We start from the raw sequence: 14862 nt of genomic DNA on the forward strand, positions 1-14862 counted from the left end.
TTATTTTGCGAGGGCCTTAATCATTGCCATAACTAACTGTGCTGAGTGTTTAGCGGCAGTGTCTAGATACTCTTTAAAGCTCACTGACGACGTTTTTCCTGCAATATCCGACAATGAACGAATGACAAGGAAAGGCGTGTCGAGCATATGGCAAGTTTGACCTATAGCTGCACCTTCCATCTCAACCGCTTTCATGTCTGGGAAGTTTTCACGCAGTTCTGCTACAGCTTCGTCGCTACCGATAAACGCATCGCCCGTACAGATTAAACCTGTTGTCGACTGAAGTGAGGTAATGCCTGTGGCAGCACTACGAGCGGCTTCCATTAACCTTGTATCGCAACGGAAATCTTCAGGCATACCTGCGCATTGACCGAGCTTGTAGCCAAAATGGGTTAAATCGGCATCATGGTGAATAACGTGACTGGCGATCACTAAATCACCGATGTTTAGATTCTTGTCGAAACCTCCGGCAGAACCGGTATTGACAACAGCATCAGGGGCGTACTGTTCGATAAGTACAGTAGTAGCAATTGCTGCAGCCACTTTACCAATACCGCATTTTACTAGCACCACTTCTATGTCGTTAAGTGTACCTTCGTAAAACGTCAGGTGCTTCCACTGGGTTTCTTTTACATTCCAAAGTGACGCTTTAAGTAGCGCAACTTCTTCGTCCATTGCACCTAAAATACCAATTTTTTTCATAACTTTACCGACGGTGTTGAGGGAGTTTAACGCGTGAATACGCTGTTGAATGCGTTAATTGTATAAGGAAAACGGGCAAACTGACAGAAAAATGCCTCTGTTACCGCTATTTGAGAGTGAGAAAATAGCAAAGCAACAAAGGCCAGGGGAAGTGGGGCTTATGTCTTAAGCTGCAGCTGGTCTGCTTGAACGCACTGGGCGAGTCGGGCGCTTTGGTGGCTCTGGATTATGCGTAGGCAGCTGTGCCATTTTTTGCTGTAAACGGCGATAGGGAATGAGTTTGTTTTCCAAACACTCGCGAATGTCGTCAACGGTATAACCAGACTTCACTTTGATTCTTGCATGAGGAAGGCCAGCAGCATCAAGGGCTCCTGTTACAAACCAGTCTTTTTGTGATTTATAACCATCTTTGCCTTGGCTATGAACTAAGTCGATAGCAAGAACAGGACTCATGTCGTGTTTATCTACTAATACAAAGTCGAGCTGTCTGCTAGAAGCTCTGCTGATGGCTTGGCTTGCCGTCTTTTTATTTGCAGACTGGCGAACCGCCACTAAATCGTTAAGACGCACACGGCACACTATGCGAAACTCTCTTCCCATAGCCTGTTCGATAAGGTTTAAAAAAGAGTGCTCAACGGGGGTGAACAATTGCGGCTTTCGCCTAAATGGAAATGCGACACCGCCGTCTGACAACTTTATGGCACCCAGTGCAACGACAATAAGTAACATCATTAGAATAATTGCCAATTCCATCGTAACCCTCGCAAATTTCAATAGTTAAAGCCCACGGAATGCATAATAAAGAAGCCCGCTAAAGTGTTTATATCGAAAAAAGCTTGGGCTCCGTTTGCAGTTTGAGCGTCATAAAAATGACACTCACTGTTACCGTGGAGTAGTTATTGATGATTTTGCAAAGCAGATGCCAACATGAGTAGATTTCGTAGTTGTCTTGCTAAAAGGGCTTATTTCGTTGTGGATGTAACAAGAATATCCACTTGAGAGCCAGTATTATCTGGGCTGATTATTACTCTGACCCCTTTATCTTCTGAGGATAACAACGTGCGGCCGCTAACTGGAGTGTGAGTTTTTAAAGCGGGGTGCGCCGTTTGGTAAACATCCAGTAATTCACTCGGGGAGCGAGGAGAGTGGTAAACCATTACTGCTGTCTTGCTTTCGTCAAATGCTTGGCATTGTCTTGCATCATCAGAAATCTTAACTTGCTGAAAATCAGAAGGGCAAGACATGATGCTTGGCTTACTAGGTGAAGAGTTGACGCTTTGTTTCTTAGTTTGGTTGTTAACTTGCGCATTTAATGAAGCGTCAACAGCAATGGTATCAGCTAAGCTGGCATTGCTCGCTGCTATCGCCAGTGTTAGACAAAATGTAAGTTTCTTAATGTTTAAATGCTGCATAGATAGATTCTTCACCCGATGTGCGATGTCTTTAATTGCTTAAACGATAGTAGAGTCGTAACTCTCGCGCTTCAACTAAACCTTGGTCTATTAACGTATACTTTTAGCGTTTTCCGTATCATCGAAGTGTGCATAAAAAAAGCTCGATAGCAGAACTATCGAGCTTTTCGTGAATGGACAATAGGCCTTAGTTAGCGAAGGTTAAACGCCAATATAGTCCATAATCCCTTCTGCGGCTTTACGGCCTTCGTCGATAGCAGTAACAACCAAGTCACTACCACGTACCATATCGCCACCGGCAAAGACTTGCGGGTGAGAGGTCTGGTAAGCAAATTTGCCAGCAGATGGCGCGCGTACGCGCCCTTTTTCATCAAGCATAATGCCGAAGTCAGCAAACCATGGCGCAGGGCTGGGCTGGAAGCCGAAGGCGATAATTACCGCGTCAGCTTCTAGTACGTGCTCTGAACCCTCTACTTCAACAGGGCGGCGGCGTCCATTGGCGTCAGGCGGCCCCATTTCAGTTTTAACCAGCTTAACGCCACAGGCTTTACCATTTTCGTCTACTGCGATGTCTAGCGGCTGAAGATTAAATTTAAACTCAACCCCTTCTTCTTTTGCGTTAACAACTTCGCGGCGAGAGCCCGGCATGCTTTCTTCATCACGGCGATATGCACAGGTAACTTGTGCAGCGCCTTGGCGGATTGACGTGCGAACACAGTCCATCGTGGTATCACCACCACCTAGTACTACTACGCGCTTGCCTTTCATATCAACAAAGTCAGCGGGGTCCTTTTCAAGGCCCATTACGCGGTTGGTGTTGGCGATAAGGAAAGGAAGTGCATCATATACGCCTTCAACGTGTTCGTTATCGAAACCACCTTGCATCGACTTGTACGTACCCATGCCCAGAAATACTGCATCGTATTTATCAAGCAAATCCTGGAACTGGATGTCTTTACCAATTTCAGTGTTAAGTACGAACTCAACACCCATCTCGGTAAAGATTTGGCGACGTAGCTTGATTACATCTTTCTCTAATTTGAAAGACGGAATACCAAATGTAAGTAGACCACCAATTTCTTCGTATTTGTCGTAAACAACAGGTTTAACACCGTTACGAACCAGAATATCAGCACATGCAAGACCAGCAGGGCCGGCACCTACAATCGCCACTTTCTTATCGGTCCATACCACGTCAGACATATCTGGACGCCAGCCCATTTTGAATGCCGTATCGGTAATGTATTTTTCAATACTACCAATGGTAACAGCGCCAAAATCATCATTCAGCGTACATGCACCTTCGCACAGTCTGTCCTGTGGACATACGCGGCCACATACTTCAGGCAAGCTGTTGGTTTTGTGAGAAAGTTCCGCAGCTTCTAGGATGCGACCTTCGTTTGCCAAGCTTAACCACTGAGGAATATAGTTGTGCACGGGGCACTTCCATTCACAGTATGGGTTACCGCAGTCCAAGCAGCGATCTGCTTGGCCTTCGGTTTGAGATTGGCTTAGCGGCTGGTAAATTTCCGCGAACTCGTGTTTACGTACCATGATCGGCTTTTTAGGCGGATCAATACGTTCAACATCGACAAATTGATATACGTTCTTTGCCATAAACTAAATCCTCCTACTGAGCCTGAATGCGTAATTCAGCACTTGAACGACTGATGTGACCAAGCAAGTTTTTCACATCACTGGTTTTCGGCTTAATAAGCTTGAAGCGTTTCAGCGTTGCGGCGAAATCAGTAAGCAACGACAACGAGTGCTCGCTTCCTGTTTCTTCGTAATGCTGATTGATTAAGCCACGTAAGTGTTCAGCAAGAATTGCTTTATCTTCAATTGGCATTACATCGACCAGTTCGGCATTCACGCGGTTATCAAGGTCGTCGCCATCATCCATAAGATAAGCAAAACCACCTGTCATACCGGCACCGAAGTTAACACCAACCGGACCAAGTACAGCTACGATACCGCCTGTCATATATTCACAGCCGTTATCGCCAATGCCTTCAACTACCGCAATAGCACCAGAGTTACGTACGCCAAAGCGCTCGCCAGCACGGCCAGCAGCAAACAGCTTACCGCCTGTTGCACCGTAAAGGCAGGTGTTACCCATAATGGCGCTGTCGTGGGCGTCATACGAGATATCGCGCGGCGGGTGGATAACAAGCTTACCGCCAGTCATCCCTTTACCTACATAATCGTTAGCATCGCCTTCAAGATGCATATGTAGGCCGCCAGCGTTCCACACACCGAAACTCTGACCCGCTGTACCGGTAAGTTCAACCTTGATAGGTGTATCTTCAAAGTCGTGGTTACCGTGGTGTTTAGCGATTTCACCTGATAGCAATGCGCCGACAGAGCGATCCGTATTGCGGATTGGGTATTTAAGGGTAATAGATTTACCGTCAACAACCGCTTGCTGGCCGTCTTTAAGCATCTGCGCGTTCAATTCACCTTTATCGATAGGTGCGTTGGTCGTTTGTGAGCAGAATAAGCGCGTATGGTCGCCTGCTTTAGGCTGCGCTAGCAACGGAGACAAATCTAAACGGTTTTGCTTAGCGGTAATGCCATCTAGAACTTTAAGTAGCTCTGTGCGTCCAACAAGGTCGTCGAACTTAGCAATACCCATAGACGCCATGATTTCACGCACTTCTTGAGCAATAAACTTGAAGTAGTTCATTACCATATCAGGTAAGCCAATGAAGTGGTCGTCACGCAGTTTTTGATCCTGCGTTGCAACACCGGTCGCACAGTTGTTCAAGTGGCAAATACGTAGATATTTACAGCCTAAAGCCACCATTGGACCTGTACCAAAACCAAAGCTCTCAGCGCCTAAAATACCGGCTTTTACTACGTCTAAGCCTGTTTTCAAACCACCGTCGGTTTGAACGCGTACTTTGTGACGTAAGCCGTTTTCAATAAGCGCTTGCTGAGTTTCAGATAAACCAAGCTCGAACGGACTACCCGCATACTTAACTGATGTTAGCGGGCTTGCACCTGTACCGCCGTCGTAACCTGAAACGGTGATAAGGTCGGCATAGGCTTTCGCTACACCCGTTGCAATGGTGCCAACACCCGGCTCAGATACTAGCTTAACGGATATAAGTGCCGTTGGATTAACCTGTTTCAAATCGAAAATTAGCTGTGCCAAATCTTCAATTGAGTAAATATCGTGGTGTGGAGGTGGTGAAATAAGGGTTACACCCGGCACAGAGAAACGTAGCTGTGCGATGTATTTATTTACCTTATCGCCGGGAAGCTGACCACCTTCACCCGGTTTTGCACCCTGCGCCACTTTAATTTGAATAACGTTTGCGTTAACCAAATAGTGAGGCGTTACACCAAAGCGACCTGAAGCCACCTGCTTAATTTTAGAGTTCTTTTCAGTTCCAAAGCGAGAAGGGTGTTCGCCACCTTCTCCCGAGTTAGACTGACCGCCCAGGCGGTTCATGGCAATCGCTAGCGCTTCATGCGCTTCAGGGCTTAGTGCACCAATTGACATTGCCGCAGTATCAAAGCGTGGGAATAAGTTTTCCGGTGCTTCTACTTCACTAATATCAATAGGGTCGCAATCAGGGTTTATAGCTAGCAAGTCGCGAATGTGCGCAGGCGCACGCTCGTTAACAAGCTTTGCATATTGCTGGTAGTCGTCGTAGTTACCAGACACCACAGCCTTTTGAAGCGTACTGACTACGTCTGGGTTATAGGCGTGATATTCGCCACCGTGCACGTATTTAAGCAAGCCGCCGTGATCGACAGATTTACGCTTAAGCCAAGCAATACGGTTTAGGTTGATAAGATCTTGCTGGAAATCATCGAAGCCCGCACCTTGAATGCGTGAGGTCACACCTTTAAAGCATAACTTCATCACTTCGTTGTTAATACCCACTGCTTCAAACAGTTTAGAGCTACGGTAGCTAGCAACAGTGCTAATACCCATTTTCGACATGATCTTGTACAAGCCTTTATTGATACCCTTACGGTAATTCAACGTGGCCTGCATAGGAGAAATATCTAGCTCGCCTTTTTCACAAAGCTGCTCAATAGTTTCATATGCTAAGAATGGGTAAACCGCAGTGGCACCTAAGCCAATCAGCACCGCGAAATGGTGTGGATCGCGGGCACTTGCTGTCTCAACAACAACGTTAGCATCGCAGCGCAATGACTTTTCAACTAAGCGACGTTGTACCGCACCAACTGCCATTGCAGCAGGGATAACCAAGCGATTTTGTTTAATGTTTCTGTCAGACAGAATAACGAATGCAGCACGCTTGTTTTTAACCAGCATTTCTACTTCGTTACAAACGCGCTCGATGGCTTTCTTCAAACCTTCTTGCGGCGCATACTGAAGCTCCACGACTTCTGAGTAGTAGTTGTCTGGGTTAAATTCGCGCAGTTGCTTAAGGTCGGTATACATTAGCACTGGCGAGTCAAACAATACGCGGTCAGCGTAACCTGAGGTTTCGCTAAATACGTTTTGCTCGCGGCCAATACAGGTTGCCAACGACATAACGTGGTTTTCACGTAGCGGATCGATTGGCGGGTTAGTTACCTGTGCAAATTGCTGACGGAAATAGTCGTAAACCGTACGCTGACGAGATGACATAACCGCCATTGGCGTGTCATCACCCATTGAGCCAACGGCTTCTTGACCGTCTTTCGCAAGTACTTTTACAACTTGTTGAATTTCTTCATAGCTGTACGCGTGTAGCTTGTGGTACACCGCCATGGCATCGTCGTCAAACACACGTTTACCAATTAATGACGCATCAAGCTTTTCAATTGGTGTGAGTCGACGAATATGCTTGTCTAGCCACTCTTTATAAGGGTGACGTGCTTTTAAGTCTTCATCAATTTCAGTAGAGCGCCAGATTTTGCCTGTATAGGTGTCTACAGCAAGCATTTCACCTGGGCCTACACGGCCTTTTTCAATTACATCGGCTTGCTCGTAATCCCAGATACCTACTTCTGAGGCTAGGGTAATGAAACCGTTCTTAGTGATAACGTAACGTGCAGGACGTAGACCGTTTCTATCAAGGTTACAGGCTACGTGGCGACCATTAGTTAAAACGATACCCGCTGGGCCGTCCCATGGTTCCATGTGCATTGAGTTAAACTCGTAAAATGCACGAAGGTCATCGTCCATGGTTTTGTTGTTTTGATAGGCTGGTGGAACAAGCAAGCGCATAGCACGGAATAAATCCATTCCGCCGGCTAAGAATAGCTCTAGCATGTTATCCAGCGATGATGAGTCTGAACCTTCGGTATTAACAAAAGGTGCTGCATCTTTAAGGTCTGGAATAAGTGGCGTTGCAAATTTAGCTGCACGTGCCATGGCCCAGTCGCGGTTTCCTTTAATGGTGTTAATTTCACCATTGTGCGCAAGGAAACGGAAAGGCTGAGCAAGAGGCCAGCGCGGTAATGTGTTTGTTGAGAAGCGTTGGTGGAAAACGCAAATTGCGCTTTGCATACGCTCATCGGCAAGATCGTGATAAAAGGCGGGTAAATCTTTTGGCATTACCAAGCCTTTGTAGATCGTTACCAAGCCCGACAAACAAGCTACGTAAAAATCGGGATCTTTCTCAAGACGTTTTTCAGCGCGGCGGCGGATCATATACAAACGACGCTCAAGGTCGCGTTTTCTCCAACCTGCTGGCGCGTTCACAAATACCTGTTCAATTTGTGGAACACCCGTTAGCGCTAATTCACCCAGTACTGAGTGGTCGACAGGCACTTCGCGCCAACCCACTACTGAAAGTGTTTCTTTTTCTAGTTCTTCATTAAGTACTTCACGCGCGGCTTGCGCAAGTACCGGGTCCTGACTTAAGAAAATCATGCCCACGCCGTATTTTTTGCTGAGTTTCCAGCCATTTTCTTCGGCGATTGCATGGAAGAACGCATCCGGTTTCTGTAGTAATAAACCACAGCCGTCACCGGTTTTCCCGTCGGCGGCGATACCGCCACGATGCTGCATACGGTCAAGACCGTGTATTGCAGTAGTTACCAATTCATGACTGGCTTCCCCATGAGTGTGAGCGATTAAGCCAAACCCACAGTTGTCCCGGGAATCATTGGGATTATATAAACTCATCTCTTAACTCCTTCAACCTTTTGACTGGGCAAGGTATGCGTTGCGTGTAGATGCGCCTAGGTTTGCGTATCACAACATTATTAGACGTCTTTTATGCCTGCGAGCGGTATTGCTCGCGGCGTGCGCCTTTCTTGTCGTTATTTTATTATTAGAGGATTCCAGTCGTTTCCGCATTTTTATGCATTATTGCGATGCGGGCCGTACAAAATACCCACATTAAAAACTAAAATCAAACGCTAAAAGTATAAGCTTTATAGTGAATTAGTATAAATATAATTAAATATATATTAATCAGTTGCTTACGTGTCGTCATTTATATTTGTAACAAAAATGTTATCAGTGTTGCAAAGTGAATAACTCACCCCTTATAAATGATATTACTTCTCATTTGCGCTTTATTAATGAATAAATATGCTTTGAAATTGATGTTTTATGTTGTCAATAGCGGTTTGCGGTGTATTTTTATTAATTTGTAAAGCTATGGTTCCACTAATATAAGTAGTTTGCTATATTGGTTGAAAATTGACCACAGGTAAGGCTCGTGGTGCGCTGAAGGATGTTGATAGAGAGCCCTGTGTGTGAATTGAGTGTACGCTTATGTGGAAGGCGAAGAATAAAAATTCACTGTGGTGGCGTGCTGTTAAGACAATAAGGATTATTGTATGAATACACTACATGCTTCACCACTGCCTACATTTAGTATAGATGATCATATTCTAACTGGCGACAACATCACCTTCAGGCTTTCTCCTAATACATCTGGGCGTTTTCAATCTGGATCTCCCGATACTATTGTTATTCATTTTACCGCCGGCAGTAGCCTTTCATCTTCGGTGAATGTCTTGACCAACGCCGATAGCGGTGTGTCAGCTCACTTTGCCGTTGGACGCAATGGTGACATTGTTCAAATGCTTCCGACCAATAAAATAGCGTGGCACGCAGGAGAAAGTTATTACGAGGGGCGTAGTGGCTTGAATCAGTACTCTATCGGCATTGAATTAGACAATGCCGGCCAGCTTAAGGCTAGAGGAGACGGCACCTTTGAAAGTTGGTTTGGCGAAATTTTTGGCGAGAATGAAGTATTAGCTGCCCAGCACATTAACCAACAGTCTATGGGCTATTGGCACAAGTACACCGACGTACAAATTGTTAGGACGCTATCGCTGTGTAAAGCGTTGTGTAGCCACTACAACATCTCTACTATCGTCGGGCATGAAGAAATAGCGCCGTCACGAAAGGTCGATCCTGGCCCCGCTTTTCCCCTTCAAAGACTCAAAGCCGCTGTTTTGCAAAGTGATAGTGAAACGTGGGCAACTGAGTCAAGTGATTCGAATTCACAGCGAGAGGCGCATGACCAAATTCAGCGGGATCTCGCTAGCCCTGTAAAGCGGGTGGCCAATGTAAGTGCCAATTCGCTGAATGTGAGAAAAGGGCCAGATGTTTCGTACCCAACTGTCGAGAACGGTTTGAATAAGGGCGAAGTGCTAAAAATACTGGAAAAGCGAGGGGAGTGGGCGAAAGTGTCTTACACGAAGGTGGGATGGGTGAATACCAAATACATTAATGAAATTACTGAAAAGTCGCCTTTCAAATCCTAATTCTGAGCAGGGCCACAGAGTTATGCTTTGACAAACCGCATTCCCGAAAAGAGGAAAGCCTGATAGGATAACCGCAAAATAAGCTTATATTAGACGTACATGCATTCAGATTCACCAAACGATTCTTGGGCAATTCGCTTTGCCCAATTTGTTCAGCGTTTTGGCACTCTAAAGCTCAGCATATTGTTTGTTGTTCTTTCGCTTGTGTTTACGCTAGGGGGCTCATACGTAATTCGCGTGAGCATGGGAAGCCAGGTTCAGCCCGATGACTTCATCAGTGCTGTAGTACTGACCATGTTATCTGCGCCTTGGGTACTTTATTTCTTTAGTGAGTTAATCAAGCAATTAGAAAACTCACGTACCAACTTAAAGGAAGTGGTAAGCCAGTTAGAAAGTTTGCGTGAAGAAGATGTCTTTCTTAACCGCGAACTTCAAAGCAACATCAGACAGCTTAATCACGAGATAGAGCAGCGCAAGCAAGCACAAGAAGAGCGTGAGGCGCTGTTTAAAGACTTAGAAAAAGAAATTCAGGATAAATCAGAACAAGAAGCACAAGCACGCCGCTTATCAACCTTGTTACGTTCAATCATCGATGCCTCGCCAGACTTAATATATTACCGAAATGAAGAAGGCAGGTTTGCTGGTTGTAACCGTATAGCGGAGCTTATGACGGGCAAAACCGAGCAAGAGCTGCTTGGCTTAACGCCAAAAGACGTATATGAGGAAGAGCTTGCCCGCCAAATTGTAGCGAGTGATCACGAAGTTCTAGAAACCAACGCCAGTATCACAGAAGAGCTGTGGCTTCGCTTTGCTGATGGACGTCGTCGTTACTTCGAAATGAAGCGTGTACCTTTCTTCGATAAAGACGGTAATCGCCTTGGCTTGTTGTCGTTCGGTCGAGACATGACTGAGCGTAAGCAAGCTGAAAATGCTGCTGCAAAAGCAAGTACCGACAAAACTCGCTTTATCGCAACCATAAGTCATGAGCTACGCACACCGCTAAATGGTATTGTGGGCTTAAGCCGTATGCTGCGTGATACCGAGTTGAGTGAAGAACAATTTAACTGGGTAAGTACGATATACGCCAGCGCTATAACATTAGGTAATATTTTTAACGATATTATCGACCTTGATAAGTTAGACAGAGATAAGCTTGAGCTGAGTCTAAAAACCATATCGTTGAAAGACTTTACCGAAGAACTTAGCAGCATTATTCGCCTGCTTGCAGCCGACAAACAGCTAGAGCTTAAAACGACAATTAACGAGCCGCTTCCCCGTCTTGTTGAAATAGATGGTACGCGCCTTCGTCAGATATTATGGAACATCCTGTTTAACGCAGTGAAGTTCACACAAAAAGGTCACGTAAGTCTAACGGTTTCATCGACGAAACCTGATGGTGATAAGGCGTATGTAACATTTGCGATTGAAGACACGGGCGTAGGTATTCCTGAAAGCGAAATTGATAAGATTTTTGCCATGTACTATCAGGTTGATCACCCTGACCACCAATCGGCCACAGGTACCGGTATTGGATTGGCAATTTGTAAGCAAATGGTCGACTTGATGAAAGGTGAAATTCACGTTTCAAGTAAAGTGGGTAAAGGCACCCGTTTTGAAATTGTGTTGCCAGTTCAAATTTCTAATAGCCCGATGAAAGTCGCGCAGCTTCAAGTGACAGGGCTCAATATCTTGTTAGTAGAAGATATTGAATTGAACGTAATGGTCGCTAAAGCCTTGCTCGAGAAGCTTGGCCAGAAAGTCGATGTAGCAATGACCGGTCAAGAAGCCATAGACAAAGTCAGGGAAAACCAATACGACCTTATCTTGCTTGATATTCAATTGCCTGACATGACCGGATTCGATGTGGCAAGTACGATTATTGAAGAAGATCTGGTTATGCAAACGCCCATCGTGGCGCTAACGGCAAACGTCATTAAAAAGCGTGATGAATACTTAGAAAACGGTATGGATGACGTTATTGCGAAGCCGATTAAAAAATCTCGCGTTATCGAGGTGTTTAACGAGCTGTTCCATGCACCACCTGCACCGCTTGAAATTGATGGCGAAGTAGAGCGCCCTGAACCTAACAAAACATTAAGTAACATTTTAGATATGGACTTGTTACAGATGTTAGTTGATACCATAGGGGATGAAATGGTGCGCGCTAGCGTTAAAGTATTCCAAGAAAAAATGCCTGAATACATGGAAATACTGCAGCTAAGCTTAAGTGCGGACGAAAAGTCAGAAGTGTGCTCACAGGCTCACAAAATTAAAGGCGCCGCCGGCTCTGTTGGTTTGGCTCGTGTACAGCGTATTGCGAATCAAATTCAACAGGGCGACCACCCTACATGGTGGGAGAACGTGCATGATTGGGTGGAAGAGCTACAAATGGCGGTTCAGCACGACATGAAGGCACTACACGATTGGCTGAATGAACAGCAGGTTGATGACTAGTTAGCATAACGCGCTCTTTAATAGGAAACGTAAAAAAAGAGGGCTTGCCCTCTTTTTTGTTATAAAAAGTGCGCTAGAGAAAGCGTTCAGAGCAGCGTTGCAAAGTAGCAAAGTAGCAAAGTAGCAAAGTAGCTAAGTAGCAAAGTAGCTAAGTAGCTAAGTAGTTAAGTAGCTAAGCCTCTCCTTAAAAAAAGGCGGCAGGCTGATCTTATTTATACAGTGGTAAAAGGAATTAATGCGATGACAATTAGCGCACAACAAGAAACCGTGTTTTCAAATAATCAGCTCAGTGTTGAGGAAATTCCCTCACTTCAAACGCTCGCATTACTTCCTATATCCAAAAAGTACCGGACACTAAATATCCTCTCCATTGGATTGATAGCCTTAGTGCTAATCGGTATTGCTTCTGCGTTACGATTCCAAAGCTTTTGGTCATTGCCAGAAGGACTGCTGCAAGCCTACCCGTATGTTGTTGCTGGTATCGTCGCTGTAGGCTCTCTATGGGCGCTGTACCACTTTTTTGCTGATGTACGCATATTTTATGCTATTCGAGAGCAAGACATCAGTAAGCAGTCAGGGCTAATTTTTAGAAAACTTTCGTGCCAACCTATTTTGCGTGTTCAGCATGTAGAGGTTAATCGCGGTCCATTGGACAGGTGGGCGGGTCTTGCCTCACTTCAGGTGTTTTCGGCTGGTGGTGAAATGCACACGTTTGAAATACCGGGGTTAAGCATTGAAAGGGCAGAGCAGTTGCGTGAGTTCATTCTTGCTCATAAAGACATAGGTGCACGCTAATGACGGTATCAGAAACGCCCTCACACCAAGCGCCTACACTTAATCAGTCAAAAGAGCTGAAAGAAGATGCTGCGCTCAAGTCCCATGGGCAAGATGCTAATATGGAAGAACCGAAACTTAAAGTAGAAACGGGTGATGAGTGGCAGCGCCTCTCTCTAATTTCTATTTTGTACTTTACTATTCGCAATTTTACCAACTCGGCTCAAGTGCTTATTTATTCCATTCCCGCCTTAGCCATATCGTTCAATATTTGGGATAACCTGCTGTCGCCTGAAGTACTAATCGGTGCTGGAATCCTTTTTCTATCTACCAGTGTTAGCGGCGTAATAAGCTTTTTAATGTACAAGTTTCGCGTGCACAACCAGCACGTTGAGATTCATCATGGCGTGTTTCAACGCCGCTATACCAACTTGCCTTTGTGGCGTATTCAAAACGTTAAGATAGAACACCCTTTTTATTACCGACCTTTTGGGTACGCGTTAGTTGTGCTTGATACCGCAGGAAGTGGGAAAGAAGAAGCTAAAATTGTAGCGGTTCCTGAAGATTATGCTGAAGCGCTCAAAAAGCAGGTGTTGTATGAAAAAGCGCTGCACGATGAGGGTGACCTGGATTGTTTGCCAAATGAAGATTTATCCGACGAGCAGAGTTCGTCTTTTCCCACGCCACGAACGCGCACTAAAGCGATAGATTCTTCCCATTCAAATGAAGAAGTATTAAATCGACGGTCCGTGAAAGACATTATTATTCACGGTATCACCAACAATCGCGTGTGGATCATACTGGGTGCTGCGGCACCTTTTTATGACGATGTGTTCGGTCTGGTTTCAGAGTGGTTAGCCGATAAAGGCTTGCAGCTTAATCAGCTGGTTGGTGAACAAACGGTTGCGTGGTGGCAATTTGGATTGTATGCCTTTGTCATTCTCATGATGCTTATGGCGTTAGTGGCACTACTGAGTGTTGGTGGCGCGCTTTTCACTTTTTACGGCTACACACTTTCACGAACAGGTGATCGCTATATCCGTCGCAGCGGCTTGCTTAATAAACTGGAAGTCAGCATGCGAGCTTCACGCATCCAAATGATTACGGCGAAGCAAGACTGGCTGGATAAAATACTAAAGCGGGTGAATTTGTATTTTGAGCAGAACTCAACGGCTGGGCAACAAATGCAAGAACTGATGTCGCCAAATAAGCTTATTGTGCCATCGGTAACCGAAGATGAAGCCTTCGCGCTTAGTCAAGAAGTGATGCCAGGATGTGACCTGCGAGGTCAAGATTATCAAACCATTAGTAAGCGATTTATTACTTTTTGGTTGCTTGCGGGCTGGACGTTGCCTTTTATTACCTTTTTCATCATAGGCGCTGTGTCGTCCCATCTAGATATTATGCTAGGTTCACTCGTTGTCTTTTGTGCGGTATCGCTGTTACTCACGCTTAGGTGGTGGCGATGGGGTATAGCCTACGACAGTAAGTACGTTTATATAAGGCGAGGTAGAATAGGCATCGACTATCAATGCTTTGAGCCCTATAAAGCGCAGCAAGTTATCGTTAAGCAAAGCGTGTTTATGAAGCGAAGAAAACAGGCCACCGTTAAGTTTGTACTGGCTTCGGGGGCGGTGACTGTGCCGTTTCTACCAGAAGACTACGTTAATAAACTAGCAGATAGTGTGCTATTCGAGGTGGAGTCAACCAGAAGGTCTTGGATGTAACGTACACTGTTTCTTTGAGCGCTGCTTTTTTATACGTTTTTTATGCAAATAGACCGAGTTTATGTAATGGTAGGTATTTAGTTGCTTAACCTTGCGTC

Annotated in this window: 9 protein-coding genes; 4 read left to right on the top strand and 5 right to left on the bottom strand. The window is 45.4% G+C overall.

Translation table 11 applies throughout. The annotated features are described in order from the left end of the window. The 5 genes from MHM87_RS07910 to gltB form a co-directional block, all read right to left on the bottom strand. Positions 1–702: a 5'-methylthioadenosine/adenosylhomocysteine nucleosidase gene (locus MHM87_RS07910; protein WP_014950548.1), complete on the bottom strand. Its 702-nt coding sequence runs from the start codon at positions 700–702 to the stop codon at positions 1–3. Between the two features lie 165 nt (positions 703–867). Further along, entirely contained in the window at positions 868–1455 is a 588-nt protein-coding gene (locus tag MHM87_RS07915; protein ID WP_014950547.1) for a DUF2726 domain-containing protein, read from the bottom strand. A 209-nt stretch (positions 1456–1664) separates the two neighbouring features. Continuing rightward, the gene (locus MHM87_RS07920; RefSeq protein ID WP_239258481.1) at positions 1665–2114 is read right to left on the bottom strand and encodes a hypothetical protein; all 450 of its coding nucleotides are present in this window, start codon (positions 2112–2114) and stop codon (positions 1665–1667) included. 201 nt (positions 2115–2315) lie between these two features. Beyond that, the gene (locus MHM87_RS07925) at positions 2316–3731 is read right to left on the bottom strand and encodes an FAD-dependent oxidoreductase (protein ID WP_239258483.1); all 1416 of its coding nucleotides are present in this window, start codon (positions 3729–3731) and stop codon (positions 2316–2318) included. A 13-nt stretch (positions 3732–3744) separates the two neighbouring features. Then, on the bottom strand, positions 3745–8211 hold the full coding sequence (gene gltB / locus MHM87_RS07930) for a glutamate synthase large subunit (RefSeq protein ID WP_239258485.1): 4467 nt from the start codon (positions 8209–8211) through the stop codon (positions 3745–3747). A gap of 662 nt (positions 8212–8873) precedes the next feature. Here gltB and MHM87_RS07935 point away from each other — a divergent pair. From MHM87_RS07935 to MHM87_RS07950, 4 genes are all read left to right on the top strand, one after another. Further along, positions 8874–9809, top strand: coding sequence for an N-acetylmuramoyl-L-alanine amidase (locus MHM87_RS07935; protein WP_239258487.1), 936 nt, complete (start codon positions 8874–8876; stop codon positions 9807–9809). Positions 9810–9908: 99 nt separating this feature from the next. Next, positions 9909–12263 (top strand): aerobic respiration two-component sensor histidine kinase ArcB, encoded by a 2355-nt coding sequence (gene arcB / locus MHM87_RS07940; RefSeq protein WP_239258489.1) that lies wholly within the window; start codon positions 9909–9911, stop codon positions 12261–12263. 240 nt (positions 12264–12503) lie between these two features. Then, complete coding sequence (locus MHM87_RS07945; protein ID WP_061486464.1) at positions 12504–13058, top strand: PH domain-containing protein; 555 nt, start codon at positions 12504–12506, stop codon at positions 13056–13058. Then, complete coding sequence (locus MHM87_RS07950; RefSeq protein ID WP_239258491.1) at positions 13058–14764, top strand: PH domain-containing protein; 1707 nt, start codon at positions 13058–13060, stop codon at positions 14762–14764. The genes MHM87_RS07945 and MHM87_RS07950 overlap by 1 nt, the downstream gene beginning before the upstream one ends. The last annotated feature ends 98 nt before the right edge of the window (positions 14765–14862 follow it).

Source organism: Alteromonas sp. Cnat3-28, assembly GCF_022348265.1.
GTDB classification, from domain to species: domain Bacteria; phylum Pseudomonadota; class Gammaproteobacteria; order Enterobacterales; family Alteromonadaceae; genus Alteromonas; species Alteromonas macleodii.